This window comes from Mycolicibacterium confluentis, from assembly GCF_010729895.1.
In the GTDB taxonomy this organism is placed as follows: domain Bacteria; phylum Actinomycetota; class Actinomycetes; order Mycobacteriales; family Mycobacteriaceae; genus Mycobacterium; species Mycobacterium confluentis.
In genome coordinates this window covers 1,003,366-1,025,097 of the sequence record NZ_AP022612.1, presented here as the reverse complement: position 1 = coordinate 1,025,097, position 21,732 = coordinate 1,003,366, and the positions used below count along the sequence as shown (strand labels likewise).

General features: G+C 66.6%; 19 protein-coding genes. 3 read left to right on the top strand and 16 right to left on the bottom strand.

The features are described 5' to 3' along the window. Positions 1-10: 10 nt before the first annotated feature. A complete protein-coding gene (locus tag G6N34_RS04855; protein WP_085156611.1) occupies positions 11-2,629 on the bottom strand; it encodes an AAA family ATPase in 2,619 nt (872 codons plus the stop codon). Further along, positions 2,626-3,786, bottom strand: a complete 1,161-nt coding sequence (locus G6N34_RS04850) for a metallophosphoesterase family protein (protein ID WP_085156609.1) — start codon at positions 3,784-3,786, stop codon at positions 2,626-2,628. The genes G6N34_RS04855 and G6N34_RS04850 overlap by 4 nt, the downstream gene beginning before the upstream one ends. Positions 3,787-3,883: 97 nt before the next feature. Here G6N34_RS04850 and G6N34_RS04845 point away from each other — a divergent pair, with 97 nt between their 5' ends. After that, positions 3,884-4,411 (top strand): SixA phosphatase family protein, encoded by a 528-nt coding sequence (locus tag G6N34_RS04845; protein WP_109788687.1) that lies wholly within the window; start codon positions 3,884-3,886, stop codon positions 4,409-4,411. Positions 4,412-4,438: 27 nt separating this feature from the next. Here the strand turns inward: G6N34_RS04845 and G6N34_RS04840 are convergent, their stop codons facing one another. Together G6N34_RS04840 and G6N34_RS04835 are read right to left on the bottom strand one after the other, a co-directional pair. After that, on the bottom strand, positions 4,439-4,981 hold the full coding sequence (locus G6N34_RS04840) for a DUF3558 domain-containing protein (RefSeq protein WP_085156786.1): 543 nt from the start codon (positions 4,979-4,981) through the stop codon (positions 4,439-4,441). An 8-nt stretch (positions 4,982-4,989) separates the two neighbouring features. After that, positions 4,990-5,496: a DUF3558 domain-containing protein gene (locus G6N34_RS04835; protein WP_085156789.1), complete on the bottom strand. Its 507-nt coding sequence runs from the start codon at positions 5,494-5,496 to the stop codon at positions 4,990-4,992. A gap of 175 nt (positions 5,497-5,671) precedes the next feature. Between G6N34_RS04835 and G6N34_RS04830 the strand changes: the two genes are divergently transcribed. Both G6N34_RS04830 and G6N34_RS04825 read left to right on the top strand, forming a co-directional pair. Next, positions 5,672-7,417, top strand: a complete 1,746-nt coding sequence (locus G6N34_RS04830) for an ABC transporter ATP-binding protein (RefSeq protein WP_085156783.1) — start codon at positions 5,672-5,674, stop codon at positions 7,415-7,417. Continuing rightward, positions 7,414-9,315 (top strand): ABC transporter ATP-binding protein, encoded by a 1,902-nt coding sequence (locus G6N34_RS04825; protein ID WP_085156606.1) that lies wholly within the window; start codon positions 7,414-7,416, stop codon positions 9,313-9,315. Before G6N34_RS04830 ends, G6N34_RS04825 begins: the two co-directional genes overlap by 4 nt. On the opposite strand, the gene G6N34_RS04820 is transcribed toward G6N34_RS04825, so the two are convergent. The 12 genes from G6N34_RS04820 to G6N34_RS04765 all read right to left on the bottom strand — a co-directional run bounded on the left by G6N34_RS04820 (position 9,291) and on the right by G6N34_RS04765 (position 21,721). Next, the gene (locus tag G6N34_RS04820) at positions 9,291-10,547 is read right to left on the bottom strand and encodes an MFS transporter (RefSeq protein ID WP_085156603.1); all 1,257 of its coding nucleotides are present in this window, start codon (positions 10,545-10,547) and stop codon (positions 9,291-9,293) included. The two genes, G6N34_RS04825 and G6N34_RS04820, sit on opposite strands and share 25 nt — an antisense overlap. A gap of 68 nt (positions 10,548-10,615) precedes the next feature. Then, a complete protein-coding gene (locus G6N34_RS04815; protein ID WP_234813104.1) occupies positions 10,616-11,047 on the bottom strand; it encodes an Lrp/AsnC family transcriptional regulator in 432 nt (143 codons plus the stop codon). Positions 11,048-11,106: 59 nt separating this feature from the next. Beyond that, positions 11,107-11,676: a hypothetical protein gene (locus G6N34_RS04810; RefSeq protein WP_085156596.1), complete on the bottom strand. Its 570-nt coding sequence runs from the start codon at positions 11,674-11,676 to the stop codon at positions 11,107-11,109. Beyond that, positions 11,676-12,980: an NtaA/DmoA family FMN-dependent monooxygenase gene (locus G6N34_RS04805; RefSeq protein ID WP_085156593.1), complete on the bottom strand. Its 1,305-nt coding sequence runs from the start codon at positions 12,978-12,980 to the stop codon at positions 11,676-11,678. Before G6N34_RS04805 ends, G6N34_RS04810 begins: the two co-directional genes overlap by 1 nt. Positions 12,981-13,037: 57 nt before the next feature. Beyond that, complete coding sequence (locus G6N34_RS04800; RefSeq protein WP_163645318.1) at positions 13,038-14,510, bottom strand: amidase; 1,473 nt, start codon at positions 14,508-14,510, stop codon at positions 13,038-13,040. Between the two features lie 14 nt (positions 14,511-14,524). Then, positions 14,525-16,177, bottom strand: a complete 1,653-nt coding sequence (locus tag G6N34_RS04795) for an ABC transporter ATP-binding protein (RefSeq protein ID WP_085156587.1) — start codon at positions 16,175-16,177, stop codon at positions 14,525-14,527. Next, complete coding sequence (locus tag G6N34_RS04790) at positions 16,174-17,013, bottom strand: ABC transporter permease (RefSeq protein ID WP_133057823.1); 840 nt, start codon at positions 17,011-17,013, stop codon at positions 16,174-16,176. Before G6N34_RS04790 ends, G6N34_RS04795 begins: the two co-directional genes overlap by 4 nt. Next, the gene (locus G6N34_RS04785; RefSeq protein WP_085156581.1) at positions 17,010-18,062 is read right to left on the bottom strand and encodes an ABC transporter permease; all 1,053 of its coding nucleotides are present in this window, start codon (positions 18,060-18,062) and stop codon (positions 17,010-17,012) included. The genes G6N34_RS04790 and G6N34_RS04785 overlap by 4 nt, the downstream gene beginning before the upstream one ends. Continuing rightward, complete coding sequence (locus tag G6N34_RS04780; RefSeq protein WP_163645316.1) at positions 18,059-19,612, bottom strand: ABC transporter substrate-binding protein; 1,554 nt, start codon at positions 19,610-19,612, stop codon at positions 18,059-18,061. The genes G6N34_RS04785 and G6N34_RS04780 overlap by 4 nt, the downstream gene beginning before the upstream one ends. Positions 19,613-19,973: 361 nt before the next feature. Next, complete coding sequence (locus G6N34_RS04775) at positions 19,974-20,444, bottom strand: NADPH-dependent FMN reductase (protein ID WP_234813103.1); 471 nt, start codon at positions 20,442-20,444, stop codon at positions 19,974-19,976. A 470-nt stretch (positions 20,445-20,914) separates the two neighbouring features. Continuing rightward, the gene (locus tag G6N34_RS04770; protein ID WP_085156571.1) at positions 20,915-21,448 is read right to left on the bottom strand and encodes an ATP-binding transcription factor AbmR; all 534 of its coding nucleotides are present in this window, start codon (positions 21,446-21,448) and stop codon (positions 20,915-20,917) included. 69 nt (positions 21,449-21,517) lie between these two features. Beyond that, positions 21,518-21,721, bottom strand: coding sequence for a hypothetical protein (locus tag G6N34_RS04765; protein ID WP_085156568.1), 204 nt, complete (start codon positions 21,719-21,721; stop codon positions 21,518-21,520). Positions 21,722-21,732 lie beyond the last annotated feature (11 nt).

Here is a 21,732-nt window from a genome sequence, read left to right as displayed (position 1 = left end):
TCTCCGGGGGTCAGGCCGTGAGCTGCACGCGGTGGGCGCCGACCACGCCTAGGTAGCGCTCCGGTGAGCAGGTCAACACGATGACCTGGCCGTCCGCACCCACCTGGTCGAAGACCGCACCCATCTTCGCCAGCCGGTCCGGATCCGAGAATCCCAGCGCATCGTCGATGACCACGGGCACGGTGTCCTCATCGGAGACCAGGCCGGCGACCGCGAGGCGCGCCACGATGCCGAGCTGCTCCTTGGCTCCGCCGGACAGCGATTCGAACGGCACGGTGCGCCCGTCGAGGGTGCGGTTGCGGATGGTCAGGTCGCTGTCGACCTCGACCTCAAATGTCTCGCCGAATACCGTGCGCCCCAACCGCTCCACCTCCGCGCGGAACGGTTCGACATAGCGCAGCCTGGTGTCGTCGCGGTGGCGCAGCATCACCGACCGCAGCAGCGTGACGGCCCGCGCACGCTGATGAACTCGCGTGTACGCCGCGACCGCGTGCTCGCGCTTGATCTGGGCGGCATCAAGCTTGCCCGTGCGCCCCTCGGTGCCGAACACCGCGAGCTCGACCTCGATGTCACGCAGTGCCCGCGCGGCGTCATCGCGCTTGCGGCACAACGATTCCGACTCCGCACGGACTCGAGTGAACTCAGCCGTGACCTTCTCAGGAGCCAGCGCGGTCAGCCGGGCCGACACCTCGGCGACCTTCTGCTCGGCCACCTGCGCGGCCTGCGCGGTTTCAACGGCCCGCGCCGCGGCGACCTCATCGGACACCTCGGCCCGTGCGGTGGCCAACTGCTCGGTGGTCGCGGCCAACTCCTCGCGGGCCACGGCCAGGCGGTCGCCGCACACTGCGGCCTGCTTGGTGTGTTCAGCCAACTGCTTGGCCGCCGCCGCGGCGACCCGACGCTGCAGTTCATACTGCGTGGCGGCCTCCCGCAGCGCCTCATCAGCCGAGGCCAGCTCGGCCCGCGCGGCGTCCGGATCGACGTCGATGGCCTCGGTCTCCTGCAGTGCCTCGAGGCGGGACCGGAGATGCTCGACGTCGTCGTGGCCGACGATTCCCGTCAGAGTCGCGGTCAACTGGTCACGGCGCGCGATCAACTCGCGGCGACGCTGCAGCGTGCTGCGAGCCGCCTCCACGTCATCGACCACCGCGGCACGCAGCAGGTCGGACAGATGTTCCTGGGCGGCGGCCAACGTCGCGTGCGTGTCGACCGCCGACGCTGCCGGGTTGACCCGCACGCGCAGGACGCCGGGCAGCGCCACCTCAGCGGCCTCGGCGGCGCTCAGCGACCAGGTCTGGCCAGCCATCAACGTGATGGTTTCGGACCCCACCGCCAACTCGACGTCCGAGTCGGCGGTGAACTCGATGGCCGCCGCCGTCTGCTCGGCGCGGACCTGGGCCCGGTCCACTGCGGAGGCCGCGGTCTCGATGTCGCGGAACATGCTGTCGGTCAACATGATCTGCGACAACTCTGCGTTGACATCCACGCGCTCGGCGCACACCGCGTCGTACCGGATGAGCAGTGCCGCAAGCCGATCGGCCTCGGCGCGCTCCGCCAGACGATCGACAATCTGCCGCGCCGCCTGGGCACGCGACTGCACGGCCTGCACCTGCTGCTCGGCGACGACGGCGGCCTGCTCGGCCTCCTGGACCACCTCCCGACTGGTGGCTTCAGCCTCTGCGGCCTGCTCAGCCGCGGCCGCCACGGTGTCGACGGTCTCCTGCCGTGTGATCAACCCAGCGCACAGCCGCTTGCGCTCCTCCAGGAGAGCGGACGCAGCGGCGCGGGTGGCGCCCACCGCCGTGGCCTCACTCTGCGCAGCCCGCAGTTCAGCGGACAGCGCATTGACCGCCTCAGCCGCCGCCGCAGCCTCGGTCAGGCGGCGTGCGGCGTCCTGGGCCTGCTCAGTCAGGACGGCAAGATCGTCAGACAGCGTCGCGTGGGTACGGACCCGCTCCTCGACCTCGGCCACCTCAGCGGTGCGCTGGGCGACCTCGGCCTCAGCCTCCTCCAATGCGGCGACAGCGGCGGCCCACTCCCCCTTCGGCCGTCCGGTGGGGGTGAAGTAGCGGCCGTACTCGCCGTCGATCTTGTCCAACAGCAGCGGCTCCCCGCCGGCGAGTCCGGCCGACGTGGCGGACGCGTCACTGGCGGCGACGTCGAGCGCACGGGACAGCGCATCGCATCCGGACAGGTCGACCGCCGAGGTCGACGAGGCCTGCAGCACCCGCTGGGCCTGCCACAGTCCGGTGTCGACGGTCTCGGCGAGCATGGCCCGCACCCGCTCATGGGCCTCGTCACCCGTGAACTGCTCGCGCACCGGGGCCAGGACGGTCAGTTCCGTCTCGCACTTCTTGTGGAAGCGCTTGCGGTAGATGAACCGGTACGGCCCGGTGCTCAGATCGGCCGTGACCTCCGAGCCGACATCGGCGTGCGTGGGCTTGACCTGCTTGACGTCCTTCTTGGTGGAGCGGTCCTTGGACTCCAGCAGCAGGTCGAGCGCCTCGATCATCGACGACTTGCCGATCTCGTTGGCGCCGCACACCACCGTCACGCCGCGGTCGGCGAATTCGATGTCGCGGTGCGCGATTCCGCGATAGTTGGTCAGGGTGAGCCGGTGCAGTCTCATGCGGCACCGCTCTCCGCCGTCAGGCCTCCCGACAACCGCAGCAGCAGGCCCAGCGCGGCCTGCGCGTCCTGGGCGCTGGCCGGGTCGCCCGAACGTGCGGTGGCCACCAACTCCTCCACCGCCGACGCGGCGAATCCGCCGATGCCGAGGTCGGAGAACTCGGTGTCGGCGGGCACGACCACGAGGTCGCTGTGCCGCTCCCACAGTCCGAGCCAACCGAACAGCATGGAGTACCGGTCGAGGCAATCATCCAGTGCCGCACGGTCGGTCACCGACAGCGCGCCAGTCAGGATCAGGCGCACCACGGTGCGGTCCTTGTCGGTCATCAGGTCGAGGTTCATGTCGAGATCGGCGATGTCCCTGCGGTTGTCGACCTGGAACTGCAGCGTGACGAAACGCCAGCGGCCCACGCGACGTGCCTCGACCGTGACCGGGCGGGCCGGGTCGGTCTCGTCGATGTCGACCAGCAGCACATGGCCCGGGTCCGGCTCGATGTCGTCGTAGTTGGTCACTTCGGGTGATCCCGAGTACCACACCCGCTCGGCGACCTCTGTCCGAGAGTGCTTGTCCCCCAACGCGACATAGTGCACCGCGCCACGGTTGATCGCGTCCTGGACAGCGGCCAGCCGGATCAGCGACGGGCGGGTGGGGTCCGGGTCGAGCACGTCGACGCCCCCGTGGGCCACCACGATGCGGGTCACGTCGTCGCTGGGAAGATCGGCGAGCACCTCGGCCACCAGATCGGTGGTCGGCCGCTTGGAGCGCCACGGTGCCGCCACGATCTCCACACCGGGGCGCACCTGGTGCACACCCGCGCGATCCAGCACCGTCACGTTGTCCGGGCACTCCGCGGTGAACAGAGCGCTGGTGTACACCGACGACGCGTCCAGCGGGTCGTGGTTGCCGGGCAGCAGGTAGACCGGAACGCCGACGGCCCGCATGGCTTCCAGCGATTGGGTGATCACTCGGGGATCGAGGTGGTTGTCCTCGAAGACATCACCCGCGACGACGACGAACTCCGCACCGGCGGCCATTGCGAGGTCCCGCAGGCCAGCGACGGCATCGCGGCGCGCCGCCGAATACCGCGGCTGCGCCTCGCCCTCCAGAAAGTGGCGGGTCATGCCCAACTGCCAGTCCGCCGTGTGCACGAACCGCATGGCCTACCCCTTCCCCGACCTGGTTGTTTCAGACCTTCTCTGAACGGTCGTGGCGAGTGTAGGACCGCGGGCCGACAAGTTGTCCTAACGTGGCCGTGTGAGCGACCCACGACGCACCCTGGTGCTGCTGCGGCATGCGAAATCCGACTATCCGGACGGGGTCGCCGACCACGACCGTCCGCTGGCGTCTCGCGGCGAACGCGAGGCCACCCTCGCCGGGGACTGGCTGCGGTCCGGGTCGGGCCTGGAGTCCGCGGTGGAGGCCGTGCTCTGCTCGTCGGCCACCCGCACGCAGCAGACCCTGGCCCGCACGAACGTCGAGGCGCCCACGCACGTCACCGAGCGACTCTACGGCGCGGCACCGGGAGCGGTGATCGCCGAGATCAACGCCGCGGCCACGACGTTCGGATTCGAGCCGCAGACCCTGCTGGTCGTAGGACACGAACCGACGATGTCACAGCTTGCGCTCGGGCTGTCCGAGCCGGAGGAGTCCAACATCACTGCGTTCGAGCACATCTCGACGAAGTACCCGACGTCGGCGATGGCCGTGCTGAGGTTCGGCGCACCGTGGTCCGCGCTTGAACTGGGCAGCGCAGCGCTGACGACTTTTTATGTGCCCCGCTGACGCGCGACAGACCGTCTGCGTGCCCCGCTAGGAGTTCGTCGCGAGCGTGAGCTCCATGAGCTTGACGGCCTGCCCGCAGGCGTCGATTCCCGGCGCCTGAGGGTTGACCCACCAGCCCACGACGCCCGCGGCATCGCTGGCCACGCCACATGCGCCGTTGGGGTCGTTGGTGCGCATCACGATCGACGGCACACCGGCGATCGCCCTGTTCTCGACCTTGTAGTTCAGTTGGCCCGCGACCTTTTCCTCGTTGTCGAGGCTGCCCTGCTCGAACCAGAACCGGGTGATGTCGATCAGGCCGGACGGATTGGCGGCCTGCCACCGGCACACCGCGCCGACGAACGTGCTCTGGATGTCGGCCGGATCCGCGCCGACCGTCTTGGCCAGGACGTCGGTGGTCAGGACGTCGCATTCCTTGAGCAGGTTCGGGTAGGTCTCCTGCGAGTCGTTGTTGCGGGGGCCGGCACCCGACCCCGACTTGACCGCGGTGCCGTCCACGGTGGACGCGCAACCCGCCAGGACGGCCATCGCCATTCCACCGGCCAGGCCACCCGCCATCAGTCGCCGCATCGCGCTGCTCATTTCGCGTTCACAATCGATTGCCGGGTCAGTTCCTTGGCCACTTCGCACGGATCCGGGAAGGGTTGGGACGCGAAACTCACCGACCATTCGATGAAGTCGTCGTCGAACTGAATCCCGATCTCGCACAGGTTGTCGCCCATCATCGGATCCGTGCCGATGGCGATGAAGCCGTCGTGGCCCTCGATGTTGATGTCCTCGACGCTCGTGCGCGACAGTTCCTCGGTCTTGCGTTCGCGACCGATCGGGCTGCCTCGGAACGACGTGAAAGAGAAATGCGGCCCGGCGATGCCGCCGTTGGCCAGCCACTGGCAACCCACCGACGTCTTGGCGGTGTTCACCAGTCCGGGCACCTGAGTCAGTTGGCCGACGGTCTCGTCGCTCACACCACCGCATTCGGGAAAGGTGGGGCCGTGCTGGACATCCGCGGCCGGCGCAGGCCCACTGGGCCCGGACTGCGGCTGATTCGGCTCGTCGCTCGAGCAGCCCGCCAACGCCGGCATCATCGCCGTGCCCACCGCGAGGGCTGCTGCCGCCCATGCTCTCCTGCTCACAGGTTGCACTGTAGCGGCAGCATTCCGGACCAACCACCGACACGCCCGATGACCTGGCGTTTTACGACTCCGCACGCGAAGCGGGTCGGTGCGTGAACCCGACAGCGGGGTGTGCAACAGTTACGAGATGCTCCGGGCGCTGCTGCGACAGTACGTGCAGCCCTACCGGCACCTGGTGGCCGCCGTGATGGCCCTGCAGGTGGTCAGCAGTCTGGCGTCGCTGTATCTGCCGACGATCAACGCCGCGATCATCGACGACGGCGTCGCGGTCGGAGACACCGACAACATCATCCACCTCGGCGCGGTGATGCTGGCCGTCACGGCGCTGCAGGTGGTGTGCGCGGTCGGGGCGGTGTACTTCGGATCGCGGGCCGGCATGAGTTTCGGCCGCGACCTTCGCGCGGCGATGTTCACGCACGTCATCACGTTCTCCGAACACGAGCGGGCCCGCTTCGGTGCATCCTCGCTGTTGACGCGCACCACCAACGACGTCCAGCAGATTCAACTGCTGGTGCAGATGACGTTCACGGTGCTGGTGAGCGCACCCATCATGTGCGTCGGCGGCGTGGCCATGGCGCTGCACCAGGATGCCGGACTGGCGTGGCTGCTGGGCGTCAGCGTGCCGGTGCTGGCGCTCGGCAACTACTGGATCATCAGACACCTGCTGCCGATCTTCCGCACCATGCAGCAGCGCATCGACGGCATCAACCGGGTCATGCGCGAACAGTTGACCGGCATTCGGGTCATCCGCGCGTTCTCCCGTGAACCCGTCGAGATCCGCCGGTTCGAGGCTGCCAACCGGGACCTGTCGCAGGCGGCACTGGAGGCCGGCCGGTGGCAGGCGCTGATGCTTCCCGTCACCACGTTGACGATCAACATCTCGAGCGTCGCCCTCATCTGGTTCGGCGGACTGCGCATCGACGCCGGACACGTGCAGGTCGGATCGCTGATCGCGTTCCTGTCCTACTTCATGCAGATCCTGATGGCCGTGCTGATGGCCACCATCTTCCTGGCGATGCTGCCGCGGGCGACGGTGTGCGCCGAGCGGATCACCGAGGTGCTCTCGACCCGCCCTGCGGTCACCGACCCCGATCATCCGGCCACTCCCCCAGCGGACACCGCCGGAACCGTCACAGTCGACGAGGTGTCCTTCCAGTACCCGGGGGCTGAACAGCCTGTCCTGCATGATGTCTCGTTCACCGCGGCACCGGGAACCACGACGGCCGTCGTCGGCAGCACGGGGTCGGGCAAGTCGACGCTGATCGCGCTGATCAGCCGCATGTACGACGTGACGTCGGGGTCGGTCCGCCTCGACGGCGTCGACGTGCGGGACTACCGCACCGAACGCCTGTGGGCGGGGATCGGCCTGGTGCCGCAGCGCGGCCACCTGTTCACCGGGACCGTCGCCGACAACCTCCGGTACGGCCGGGCCGACGCCACCGACGAGGTGATGTGGGAGGCCCTGCGGGTCGCGGCCGCCGACGACTTCGTGGCCGCCGACCCCGCCGGGCTGGAGATGAAGGTGGCCCAGGGCGGCGCCAACTTCTCGGGCGGGCAACGGCAGCGGTTGGCCATCGCCCGCGCCGTCATCCGCCGCCCCGCGGTCTACCTGATCGACGACGCGCTGTCCGCACTCGACGTTCGCACCGATGCACGGGTGCGCCGAAATCTGGGCGAGGTGGCCGGCGGATCGACGATCATCGTGGTCGCGCAGCGGATCTCCACCGTGATGGGTGCCGATCAGATCGTCGTCCTCGACGACGGGCGTGTGGTGGGTGTCGGCACCCACGACACTCTGCTGGTCGACTGCCCGGCCTACCGCGAGTTCGCGAACTCGCAAGCCGTCGCCGCGGATGCGGGTGAGCCGTCATGAGCGGCCCTCTGCGCGGCGGTCTGCGCGCGATGGAACAGGGTCCGCCGCGGCGGTCCCGCGACTTCCGCGCCGCGGCCCTGAGACTGATCAGGCGCCTGACCCCTCAGCGCATGCTGACGGTCACGGTCATCGTGCTGTCTGTGCTGGGCATCGGGATCGGCGTGATCGGCCCGCGAATCCTCGGGCACGCCACCGACCTGCTGTTCAACGGGGTGATCGGACGCGAACTGCCCGCGGGTCTGACCAAGGAGCAGGCCGTCGACGCGGCCCGCGCGCGGGGTGACACGACGTTCGCCGATCTGCTGTCCGGCATGAACGTCATCCCCGGGCAGGGCGTGGACTTCGGCGCGGTGGCCCGCACGCTGTTGCTCGCACTTGGCCTTTATCTCATTGCGGCCCTGCTGGTCTGGATTCAGGCGCGGCTGCTCAACGTGGCCGTCCAGCGGACCATGGTGACCCTGCGCGCGGATGTGGAGCGCAAGATTCACCGACTTCCGTTGTCGCATTTCGATTCCCGGCAGCGCGGCGAGCTGTTGTCGCGGGTCACCAACGACGTCGACAATGTGCAGACGTCGCTGACGATCACCATCAACCAACTGCTGTCCGCGGTGCTGACCGTGGTGGCCGTTCTGGCGATGATGCTGACCATCTCACCTCTGCTGACGCTGATCACCGTGGCGGCGGTGCCGCTGACGCTGTGGGTGACGCGCATGATCACCCGCCGCTCACAACGGCTTTTCGTCGCGCAGTGGCGCAACACCGGCAGGCTCAACGCCCACATCGAGGAGACCTACAGCGGTTTCACCGTCGTCAAGACGTTCGGCCACCGAGAGGCCGCGCGGGACCGGTTCACCGGTCTCAACGACGACGTCTTCCACACCAGCTTCGGTGCGCAGTTCTTCTCCGGCCTGGTCTCCCCCGCCACGATGTTCGTCGGCAACCTCAGTTACGTCGCGGTCGCGGTGCTCGGTGGCCTGCAGGTGGCCACCGGCCAGATCACTCTGGGCAGCATCCAGGCGTTCATCCAATACGTGCGCCAGTTCAACCAGCCTCTGACGCAGATCGCGGGCATGTACAACTCGCTGCAGTCCGGGATCGCGAGCGCCGAGCGGGTGTTCGACTTCCTCGACGAACCCGAGCACACACCGGATCCGGCTGCGGCACTGCCGCTCTCGGCGTCACCGCCGCGGGTGGAGTTCGACCGTGTGAGCTTCAGCTACCGCGAGGGCCACCCGGTGATCGAAGACCTGTCCCTGGTGGCCGAACCCGGCAGCACCGTGGCGATCGTCGGCGAGACCGGCGCAGGCAAGACCACGCTGGTGAATCTTCTGATGCGGTTCTACGACGTGGACTCCGGCCGCATTCTGGTCGACGGTGTCGACATCACCACGATCAGTCGGGAGTCGCTGCGCGCGGGAATCGGCATGGTGCTGCAGGACACCTGGCTGTTCGGCGGGTCGATCGCCGACAACATCGCCTACGGCCGGCCGGGGGCCACCCGCGACGAGGTGATCGAGGCCGCGAAGGCGGCTCACGTCGACCGCTTCGTGCACACCCTTCCCGACGGCTACGACACCTGGGTCAGCGACGAGAGTGGCCGCATCAGCGCGGGCGAGAAGCAGTTGATCACGATCGCGCGAGCCGTGTTGGCCCGGCCGCGGCTGCTGGTGCTCGACGAGGCCACGTCATCAGTGGACACCAGGACCGAACTGCTGATCGCGCAGGCCATGGCCGAACTGCGCCGCGATCGCACGAGTTTCATCATCGCGCACCGGCTTTCGACGATCCGCGACGCGGATCTGATCCTGGTGGTGTCGCATGGCCGGATCGTCGAGCAGGGCACGCACGCCGGCCTGCTGGCGCGCCGGGGCGCCTACTGGGAGATGACGCAGGCTTGACGTTGGGCGCCGAGGGTACGTCGCGCAGAGATCACGATGCCGACCACCGAGATCAGCCACACCAGGTACTGCACCGCCCACGCCGCGTGAAACTCCTCGCGTCCGTAACCGCCGCCGAACGCACCCAACAACAAGCCCACCACCTGAATGACCACAAAGGTCGCGGAGTACCCGCCGATGTTGGTGACGCCCTGCGCCACGCCCAGGTTCTGCGCCGCATTGAGGTCGCGCGCCTGATCGAATGCGGTGGTGGAGACCGGCAGACCCGCACCTATCACCACCAATAGCAGGGCCAGCAGCCAGATCGGCGCGCGACCGGGCCAGACCAGCACCACCGTCCAGCAGGCCGCCATCGCCGCCACGCATGCCAGCACCAACCCGGTCCGGTACTGCGGCCAGCGACCGGAGAACAGCCCGACGATGGGTCCGCACACCAATCCCGATACGACGGTCAACGACAACATCAACCCTGCCGTCGTCGGCGAAAGCTCCTGTGCGTGAATCAGATACGGTATCCCCCACAGCAGGTTGAACGCGGTGCAGGGGAACTGCGTGCCCATGTGACTGAAGAAGGCGAGGTGGGTTCCGGGGTTGGTGAACACCGCCTTGGCCGTGGGCCTCGGCAGGGCCGCACGGTTGACCACCACACCCGGCGGGTGCTCACGCACCACGAGCACGACAAGCATCGCCACCAGCAGGGACAACGCGGCCGCGCCGGCATAGGCGGTGAGCCAGCCCGCATGCCGAACCGCCGCGGCGAAGCCCACAGCCGAGACAATCTGCCCGAGTTGACCGGTCATCGACGTCAATTGGCGGACCAGCGGAGCGCGTCGTTGATCGAACCAGTTCGGCACCAGGTGCAGCACCGCGATGAAGATCACCGCGTCGCCGGCCCCGACCACGGCCCGGGCCGCCACCGCAGCCGCCACCTGCTCGGTGACCGCAACACCTAACTGGCCCAAGGCCATCAGGGAGACCCCAACAGTCAGGACCGCCCGAGCGCCAAACCGATCCAGCAGCGCACCGGCGGGGATCTGAGCCGCGGCGTACACGATCACCTGCAGGACCACCAGGACCGACAACAGCTGAGGTTCCGCCGAGAATCTCTGTGCCGCTTCGGTTGCCGACGCACCAATGGTGCTTCTGTTCAGCACCGCCGCGACATAGGCCAGTGCTGCGACCGACCACACCAGCCAGGGGCGGCCCAGCACCCAGCGAAACCCGAACGTCATCGTGCCCTTGTCGTCTGTGTCCGGGCATGCCGGAGCCTCGGAGGAACCTGCGGCGAGACGTGGCGGCGTCAGCGCGAGTAGTGCTCGCCCAGGGGCCAGGTCCCCCACTGATAGGTCTGTTTGACGGCCTCCAGGTAGACCATGGTCTGCACGTCGGTCACCGTGGGCAGAGCCTCGATCGACTCGTGCACGACCGTCAGGAGGTGGTGCCCATCCCGGCACATCACCTCCGCGACAACCTGACAGTCGCCGGAGACGATGACGCAGAAGCTCACCTCAGCGATCTCACCGATCTGGGCCGCCGTGGCGCGGACATCTCCGCTGACCCGGATCCGCAGCAGCGACGACAGTTTGAAATCGTCGAGGGGATTGGTGATCGCGACGATCTGCATGTGGCCCTGTTCGATCAGCCGTTGGACCCGTTGCCGGACAGCGGCTTCGGAAAGACCGACGTCCTTCGCGATTGACGCGTAGGAGCGCCTGCCGTCCTCACGCAGCATGGCTATGATCGCCGCTGACTGAGGGTCGTGCCCGCTCCCATCGGTGTCGTGGCTCGCCATCATTCCCCTCCCCCGCGCCGCGACAACTGTGTCGAAGCGACTACCGATCGAAGACGCTGCTCGTGGTGGCGTCCCGATGCGCAACCTGTCGACACCGCCGCTGCCCTCTGCTGCACCGTGCCGCCAGACGACGGTACATCGGGAGCGTCCGGCACCCAATGCGCGGACAGTATGACGCCGTCGACCATCCCGAGCCGCGCGATATCGGCCAGATAGGACTCGAGACCGGCGACGGTGCCGCAATAGGACAGCCGATGACCACCAGCGGCGACGCGACGGCATCTCCCGGGATCCGGGCAACTCTTCCGCCACTCCGCGAACGTCCCGGCGACGAACGCGCGCACGTCCAGCAGGATCAGGGCAGAGTCGGTCGTGCGCAGGCGCGTGGCGATCGCCTGCGCACGACCCAGGTCGGCGGCGTACACGACGGTGGCATCACGGACCCGCCCCGCCACGTCCACCTTCTCCTGCTGATGGCCCGTGCAGTCTTGGTGCAGCACCGGGCTGCGGCGAGCCTGCGGGGGGAGCAGCAGGAAACCCGCTGCTCCCTCCCGCCGGCCCGCGGGCATTAGAACTCCCTCAGGTTGTCGCGCAGATATTCGGACTTGTATTCGGTCCTGGTGCGGCCGCGCCGCTGCAACGCGGGCACCAGCCCTTCAGTGATCTCCGCGATGAATCTGCGGTTCAGGCTGTTGGATCCGGTGTAGATCAGGAAGCCGTCACCACCGACCTCGTCGATGACCTCCCCCATGCGGTCGGCAACCTCATCGGGCGTGCCGACCAGTTCGATCGGCGGCGAGATGTAGTCCATGGCCAGTTGCCGCAGTGTCTTGCCGCTGCCGCGCTGCAGGAACATGTCGAGTGAAGACTGCTCACCGTTGGTCGTCAGATCCTGCGGAGGCACTTCGTCAAGGGGGAACTGCGAGAAGTCGATGTCGGTCACGAAGGAGAACCCGGCGAGGATGTTCTCCACTGCCCGGTCACTGGACATGTTGCGCAGGTTGGCGGCCTTGGCCTCCTCCGTCGTGGCAGCCAGCACCGGCATGGCGATGAACAGGACCTTGATCTCGTCGGGGTCGCGTCCGTATGCGGTGGCCCGTGCCCGCACGTCGTCACGGAACGCTCGCATCTCCTCGATGGTGCCGGGGTTCGCGACGATCGAATCCGCGTACTTGGCCGCGAAGTCACGTCCCTTGGGTGATCCGCCGGCCTGCACGAACACGGGCTGGCCATTGGGAGGCCGCACCGTCGTCAGCGGCCCCTCGGTGCGGAAGTACTCACCTTCGTGGTGGATGGGCCGCACGGTGCCGGGTGCGATGTAGGCACCCGTTTCGTAGTCGCGGACGATGTTGTCGGCATCCCAGGAATCCCAGAGTTTCCGCACCACGTCGACGTACTCATGGGCGACCTCGTAGCGCTTGTCGTGCGGCAGCAGCTTGTCCATCCCGAAGTTGCGCGCCGCCTGATCCTGTCCGGAGGTCACGATGTTCCAGCCGAATCGGCCCTTCGCGATGTGGTCCACCGTGGCCACCGTGCGTGCCAGCATGTAGGGCGGGTAGAACGCCGTCGACATCGTCGCGATCACGCCCATCTTGGAGGTGGCCGCCGCAATCACGGCGGCCAGCGGGACCGGATCGTGTTTGGGCACCCAGAGCGCGTGTTTGAGATAGGTGTCGAAGGACTGCCCGTATGCGTCGGGGACACTGACGGTGTCCTCGAACATCATGTAGTCGAAGCCGGCACGCTCCATCGACTGCGCCATCTCGACGTAGAACTTGCCATCCCACGGGTCGTCCGGAGGCGAGAACGGTCCGGTGAAGTCGTTGGCCACGAATCCGACGAACCAACCCAGGTGGAACTTCTTGGGAGCCAATGTATTACCTCTCCTGTTGCTGACGGTGTTGCAGGTGTGGAAATGCTGTTCGGTCGCTTACACGAATGACGGACGGGTCCTGGTCTCTCGGTACAGCGGGCGAGCACGATCGACCGCGTCGGCGAGTGCCAGAGAATCGATGTCGTGATAGGGGCGCCCGACGATCTGGACGCTCGTGGGCATGCCGCTCTTGTCGAATCCAGAGGGCAGGGCCGTGGAGGGACACCGACCGACGATGTTGAACGGCCCGGTCATCAGACCGTCCCGATCGACCTGCCCGGTGACCTTGCCGTTGATGGTCGGGCCGTAGCCCAGGTAGGAGTCCCCCGCCTCGAGCGACACGGTCGCGAGTGTCGGACACAACAGCGCGCGGTACTCGGTGAAGATCGTCGACAGAGGACGGAAGAACTCGGCTTCAGCGTCGAACGCCTGGGCCATCGTCATCTTCGTGGCACGGGCTGTCGTGCGCTCGATGTAGTCCAGCGTGTAGTCGTTGAGCAGTTCAGGCTTACCGCGTGACAGGGTGGCCGCCGACGCGGCGGCGATGTAGCCGAAGTGCACCTCGAGAATGGTCTCGATCTGCGCCCGTGTCCACGGCAGATCGACCTCATCGACGGTGACCCCCAAGCTGCGCAGCAGATCTGCGGTGGCCCGCAGGTTCTCGAGGATGCCGTCCTCGACCTCGTAATCGCCCAGCGTTGCGCACAGCGCCACCCGCCAACCCGCCACATCCGGCAGGGTCGAGGGCATCTCCAGTCGCGGCAGCGTGGCGATGTCGTCGGGGTGCTGCCCCTGCATGACGTCGAACAGCAGCGCGGCATCGGCGGCCGAGCGCGCCATCGGACCGTTCTGGCAGTAGTGGTCGAGGTTCCAGGGCGTGACGTCGGGAATGCGGCCAAACGACGGTTTGAATCCGACGACGCCGCAGAACGCTGCGGGGATTCTGATCGAACCACCGATGTCCGAGCCCGTGGCCAGCGTCGTGGTGCCCGCAGCGAGCGCCGCTCCAGATCCGCCCGAGGAACCGCCGGCTGACTTCGTCAGGTCCCACGGTGACGGTGTGACTCCCCACATCCGGGAATGGGTGAAAGGCACGCAGCAGAATTCGGGCGTGGTCGTCCGGGCATGCATAATGCCCCCGGCATCGAAGATGCGCTGCGCCAACGCCGCTGTCTCGGAGGCGTATTCGCCTTCGTGCACCAGCGAACCGTCGGTGAACAGATGCCCTTCGATAGGAACCTCGTCCTTGAGCGCCACCGCGATGCCCTCCAAGGGCCTCGCCCGCGTGCCGTCCCCGGCGTAGGCGTCGGCAGCCGCACGCGCCTGTTCCATCGCCTTCTCGAAGTACATCTCGCTGAATGCATTGATCTGCGGTTCGAGCCGTTCGGCACGGTCCACGAGCGAGGTCATCAACTCCACCGGAGAGATGGTCTTCGCCCGGAACAGCGCCAGAGCCTCGACAGCGGTGAGATAGGCGAGGTCGTCGGAGTCCGTCGGCGCCTTGACGTCGGATCGACTGTCGGCGGTCATCGTAATGTCCCTTCTCATTGGTTTACCGCGGCGTGGCGAAGATGCCCGCCCAGTTCATCGGCGGCCTGGAGAAGCCGTCGGGTGTAGTCGTTGTGGGGGTCGGCGAACAGTTCCGCGGTAGGCCGGTCCTCGACGACCCGGCCGGCCTGCAGCACCGCGGTGCGATGGGCGATATCGCCGATCACGCCCAAGTCGTGGGAGACGAACAACAGAGCCAGATCCAGCTCATCGCTGAGTCTGCGCAACATCGCGACGATTCGCGCCTGCACCGAAACATCGAGCGCGGAGGTGATCTCATCGCAGATCAGCAGCCTTGGCTGGGCAGCCAACGCGGACGCGATCATGACCCGCTGCCGTTGCCCTCCGGAGAGTTCACCGGGCCGGCGGGACGCCACCGATGTCGGCAGCTCCACCAGTTCCAGCGCCCTGTCCACGGACTCCTTCATGGCCTGTCTGCGCGCCCTGCTGTCGCCGAGCTGGACTGGGCGTCCGACGATCTCACCCACCGTGAGGCGGGGGTTCAACGAAGAGGTCGGATTCTGGAACACCACCTGGATCGACCGCAGCTCATGCTGGGTGCGCTGGCGCAGCGACCGTTTCAACTCTCGGTTCTCGAAGAGCATGTTGCCTTCATCAGCGGTGACCAGTCCGCTCAGGCACCGGGTCAGAGTGGTCTTGCCGCTCCCCGACTGTCCCGCGATGGCAACCCGCTCGCCAATCGCGATCTTCAGATCGACGCCGTCGAGGATCGGGACCTGGCGCCCACCCGTGTGATAGCTGGCACGCAACGAGTCCACCTCGAGCAGCCGCCGATCCTGTTGTGCGGCAGCCGGCTCGGCGCCCGGAGGCTCTGCCACCCGCGCGCCACCTACGATGGAGCGCCGGTGATCCGGAACCGCCTCGATCAGGCTCCGTGTGTAGGGATGGACCGGATTGTTGAGCACCTGCGCAGTGGGGCCGCATTCGACGATGCTCCCGTCGTACATCACACACACCCGATCGGCGAGGTCGGCGACCACCCGCAGATCGTGGGAGACGTAGACCATCGAGACGTTCAAACGTTCTCGCAGGCTGCGGATCTCGCGGATCACCACGGCTTGGGTGAGCAGGTCCAGCCCGGTGGTGGGTTCGTCGAACACCACTGCTGACGGACTGGCGGCCAGCGCAGCGCCGATCGCCAGGCGCTGCTGCTGACCACCCGACAGTTGATGCGGAAAACGACGTTGGAACGCATCGTCGGCGGGCAGGTCCACGCGACGCAGCGCCGCCGAGATGGCCTCCGGCCCGGCGTCACGATCCGGGTGCGCGGTCAGTATCGACCGAATCAACTTCTTGACGCGCATCGTCGGGTTCAATGCCGACGGAGGGTCCTGGGGTACGTATCCGATCGCTCGCCCGCGGACTGCGCGCAGTTCGCCTTCGTCCAGTTCCAGAACCTGATGGCCGCAGACTTCAACCAGCCCCGACAGGGTGACCCCGGGGGTCGCATAGCCCAGCAGCGCCAGGGCGGTGGTGGTCTTACCACTGCCGGATTCACCGATGAGCGCCACGATCTCGCCCTGGCCGACCTCGAAACTGACGTCGCTCAGGATCTCCCGTCCGTCGGCCAGAGTCGCAGCAAGACCGTCGACTCGTACCAGTGGTTTGCCGGCTTTCTCGCTGCTCATCGGTTCACAAACCTCGCTGATGTCAGGGCTCGGGCTGATGCGAACAGCCGACTGCCGCGCGGGGTGCCGTCGACGGCGCGGTCACTGACCAGGTTGACCCCGAAGATGAACACACCGATCAGAAGTGCCGGCGCCAACACGGCCAACGGCTGGATCGACAACCCCACCCTGTTCTCCGACACCATCAGCGCCCAGTTCGACGACGGCGGTGCCTCACCCAGGCCGAGGAAGGTGGCCCCGGCGATCAGCAGGATCGACGACGCGGTGCGGGTACCGAAATCGGCGACCAACGTCGGCACGATGTTCGGCAGAATGTCACGGCGCAGAATTGCCGCTGACCGCTCACCGCGCAGTCTGGAGGCGTCCACAAAGTTGGCGTGCGCAACCTGGGATGCCGCGGCGCGGGACAATCGGCAGATCTGCGGGAAGTGACCGATGACCACGGCGACGAGCACGACCGTCAGCCCCTTGCCGCTGGCGGTGGCCAGCAACAACAGCAACAGGATCGGCGGAAACGCCAGCAGGACGTCGTTGAACCAGATCAGCGCCCGCTCCGAAGGACCGTTGCGCAGCGCCATGAACATGCCGACCGGCGCGGCGATCAGGTAGGCCACGATGGTCACCCCAAGACTGGTCAGCACCAGCGTGGCACCGCCATACAGGATGCGCGAGAGGACATCTCGCCCGAGCGCATCGAGGCCCAGCAGGCCCGTGTCCGCACTGTAGGGCGCCCCGAGGACCTCGGTCGGTGAATGGGGCGCGATGAACCGGCCGAGGAAGGCGACCACGATCACGCTGATCAACAGGGTCAATCCCACGACCCTTCGAGAACTCATCGGGCAGCCCACTTCCTTGGGTTGGAGAGCACTATCAGGGCGTCGTTGACTGTGTTGACGACGATGTAGATGCCTGCGATCACCGCTGTGACGCCGAGGATCACCGGAAAGTCCCGCTGCAGGGTCGAGTTCACCGCCAACTGCCCGATGCCCGGGTACTGGAACACGGTCTCCACCAGCACCACCCCGCCGACCAGGTAGACCAACACGAACGAGACGCTTTGAATGCAGGGTGCCAACGCATTTCGCAGCGAGTAGCCGAACAGGATGTTGCGTTCGGAAACCCCGTTGAGCCTGGCCATCCGGACGTAATCGGCCTGCATGGTCTGCGCCACGCCGGCGCGGACGATCCGCATCGAGTAGCCGAGGTTCACCAGGACCATCGTGGCCACCGGCAGGATCAACACCTCCGGTTTGGACAGCGGCCCGGATTCGGCGGCGAACATCGACACCGCCGGGATCGCGCCGTTGCTGCGGACTCCGATCAGGTAGGCCAGCAGCGCGCCCAATGTGAACTCCGGCATTGACAGGAAGGCCAGGGTTGAACTCGAGATCACCCGGTCTGTCCTGGATCCCGGCCGCGCGCCTGCGTAGGTCCCGAGCAACAGCGCCGCGGGCACCAGAATCGCCGCCGCACACCCGGCCAGAATCAGCGAGTTGACGATTCGGGGGCCAAGGATGCTGACCACTGATTCCTGGGAGACCAGCGAATTACCGAAATCGCCACGCATCGCATCGGTCAACCAAGTCCAATAACGCTCGAGCATGGGGCGGTCGAGTCCCAGCGCCGCGCGGATCTCCGCCAGTCGCGCGGGCGACGCGTTACGCCCGAGCACCGCACTCACCGGGTCCCCGGGCAACAGTGCTGTGGCGAAGAATGCCAGGGTGACGACCACGAAAAGCAGTGCCGCGCCGGACACCAACCGGTAGCCGGCCGCGCCGGCCAACGACATCCACAGCGCACGGCGGCTGGGAGAGTCGCGGTGGGCCAGTTCCGGCAGCGTGCTGCCGGAACTGGGCTTCACCTCCGGCTGATGACCAGTCGTCACTTAGTCATCCACACTTCGTTGAGTCCGGCCATCCGGAACCCGACCGACTTGCCTCCGGCGTATGCCTCCAGGCCATGCACGTTGCCGGTGTGGGCCGTGATGAAATCACCGTATCCCCAGATGATGTAGATGTGCTCACCCTGAATCCGCTTAGCCAGCTCGGCGTAGGCGGCGTTGCGGGCATCCGCGTCCATCAACGCCTGCGCGGCATAGAAGGCCTTATCGAACGCCGGATCGGTGAAGCCGGTCTCCTTGAAGAAGGCTCCGTCCAGCATCGTCAGGCGGGCGACATCCTGGAACGAGTTGCCCAGCCACGCCGTCATGCCGAAGTCCCAGGACAGGTATCCCGCATCCGGATTGAACACGTCCTGGCCCGGCACCGTGCTGATGTCGATGGTGATTCCGGCCGCCTTGGCCGATTCCTGGAACACCTGCGCGCACTCCACCATGCCTGGACCACCCGGGCCCAGGTGCAGTGTGAGTTTGGGATTGGAGATATTGGCCTTCGCCAGAACAGATTTGGCCTTCTCAGGGTCATAGCTGATCTTCGGCGCGTCGGTGGGGAAGGACGGGAAGTTGAAGCCGAACAGGTCTGAGGCCACTTCACCCTCGCCCTGGAGGGCGACGTCGACGCACTTCTGCCGGTCGATCGCGAGTGCCATGGCCTCACGCAGTGCGGGATTGTCGGTCGGCACGCTGTCGGTCCGCAGGTAGAAGTTCGATGCGGAGGCGCCGGTCTTGCGGGACAGCTGCAGTCCGGTCTTCTCGAGTGTGCTGACTGCGGTCGGCGAGACATCCACCGACACATCGACAGCACCCGACATCAACGCGTTGGTGCGCGCGGTCTCGTCGCTCATGGGCATGATGACGAGTTCGTCCAGGTGCGCCTTGGTTCCCCAGTAGTCGTCATTGCGCTCAAAGATGCTGCGGTCACCCCGTGTCCAGGACTTGAACTTGAACGGACCTGTGCCGACCGGATTCTCGAACTCAGTGGTTCCTGACTTGATGATCGAGGTGGAGGGGTCGACAAAGAAGGACGGGAAGTCGCCCGCGGGCCGGTTCAGCCGGAACACGATGGTGCCGTCGTCGACCGCTTCGCTGCGGTCGAAATCAATGGACGACAGGGTTGCCGACGCGACGGCACCCGAATCCATCACCCGCTTAAGCGAATACATGACGTCCTTGGATGACAACGGACTGCCGTCGTGGAACGTGACACCCGGCCGCAGCACCACCGTCCATTCCGTGCCGTCGGCGTTGGGCGTGAAGTCCGTCGCCAGCTGCATCTCCGGATTGCCATCAGACCCCAACGCCACCAGCTGGTCGTAGAGCGCGCCGATCCGGGTCTGGTCTGGGGTGTTGAGCCACTTTGTCGGGTCCATCGTCTCGGCCTGTCCCCCGCCGATCGCGGCCAGCGTCAAACTGCCGCCCGCCTGAGGTGACCCGGACTCGCCCTGGCTGGCACTTTCGGGCTGCGATCCGCAGGCGGACGCGAAAAGTGTTGTCGCAGTGATCAATGCGCAAAGTGCGGCAGTGGAACGCGATTTCATGATGGTCATGCTCCTTGTCACGTTGTAGTACGAAACGGGCGCCCGGTGGGCTCGGCGGGATGGTCGGCAGTGCGCAGAGTGCGCGCGTCAGTACGGGCCGCCACGGGACGACGGCCACGTGGCACCAGGGGTTGCGCCGCACTCGTCGAGTGATTGCGGCATGCCCTTCGGCGATGTGTGTGGTTTGCGCCCGACTGCGGTGACGGGCCTCAGGCGGTCGGTGCGCACAACATGTCGAGCACCGAACCGACCTCGTTCGGTTGGCGGCTAAACCTGTCTCTGAATTGGTTCCGGCCGCCGCGTTGAATCTTCTCGATTCAGCGACCCACAGGCGCCTTGCATTGCGACGGCGTTCGCCACGTCAGATCCCTCCGCCGGGGGCAGCGCTGCAGAGCTCAAATGCCTTGATCCCCAATCGGTTCTGGTCCACCCATGCGGTGATGGCGTCATCGAGTCCCGACGGCGCCTCGGTGTTCAGACTGAAAGCCGCCGTCGGGACACTGGCTCCCAGTTCGACCAGAACCGGCCGCAACTGCGTCTCGGCGGCCAGGAAGTGCTTGTCCGATCCGATCGTCATGAACGGAATCGCGAACGTTCCCGCCAACTCGCCGGCGGCGTAGTTGTCGAGGAACGCCTTGAGGAGGCCGGTGAAGCTCGCCTTGTACGTGGGCGTCGCGACGATGAGTACATCAGACTGTGCCACAAGGGCTTTCACTTCGCGAACGACGCTGGACGAATAGTCGAACAGGTCTTTGGAAATCTCGCTGAGTTCGATCGAGTTGCGGGGCGGCACCCCAGCGATACTGCGCGCCAACTCCTGAGCTGCATGCATGGTCCTCGATTGCGGCTTGGGATTGCCGCAGACAATCGAAATGTCCATCAGTCTCCGTCCCGGGGTTCGTCACGACGCGCTGATGCGGCGTCAGCACCACTTCGGCCCCACCACCAGCAGCGGTTGCCACCAGCCCGAATCCCCCACCTCTGCGGGGTGAACTGAGATTAGCGCAACCAGTTGTTTCAGGTACGGATCAGACTGTAAAGGCTCTGTTAATCAACGGGAATCCATCTATTGAGGGCAATTTGGCGATGGAATCGGCAAGTGGGTCAACTGATCCCTCTGTGCAGCGGACGCGCGCGCCGCTGCGCCTACTGGGAGATGACGCAGGCTTGACGTTGGGAACCGAGTCGCTGCGCCCGCTCCGGCGCCGAGAGTTGAGTTGTTCGCGCCCCCACTCGAGTCTGAGTCGCGAATCGCGTACACCAAGTCAACTCTCGGCGACAGGGTGACGGGTGACGGGGCGACTAGAGCTCAGGCCCCTGCGCGCGCAGGTCATCGACCTCGGACATGGCCTCGCGCAGCTTGGTCAGCCACTCCTCGGCGTGCTGACCGACGAGCTTGACCGACCACGCAAGCGCGTCGGAGCGCGAGCGTGCCACGCCGGCATCGACCAGGGTGTCGAGCACCTGACGCTCGGGCTGTTTGAGCCGGGTCATGACCGGAACGGCGATGTGCGTGAACAGAATCCGCTCTTCGCCGTCGCCGGTGCCGACGGTCACGCCCCAGGAGACCTTGCGGCCGAACCGGTCCTGGGCCTCGTCGGCGATCCGCATGCGCTCGGACCGGGTCTCCTCCCGAAACCGGGCCACCCGACCCGACGCGCGGGCCCTGCTCTCTTCGCCCTCGGGGTCCGGAAGACGCCCGATGACCGTGATCTCTTCGCGGTCGACGGTGACCTCGGGATCGCCGTCGAACCACTCTCCGGGCAGGCGACCGGCGAACCAGTCGGCAGCCTCGTCCGCATCCGGGACGGAACGGTGGGAATGATGGTTCTTCATTATTACATGATTACACCGTTACACCCTCGAAGGGACGGCTTTCTCCTCCGGCGAACACCAGGGCGGAAATCAGCGCTTGAGCAGCAGCGCAGCCCCGCCGGCGGCGACCAGAGCGATCAACAGCAGGACGGCCCATCCGGTGCCGGCCAGCCACCACACCGCGCCGACAGCGAGGATCGCTGGCGACACCACGAACAGCGCCATTCCCGGGTGCTGCCTGACGACGGCCAGTGCGCTCTGCGCCCGGGCCCGGTCGATCTCCTTACCAGCCATGTCCCTAAGAA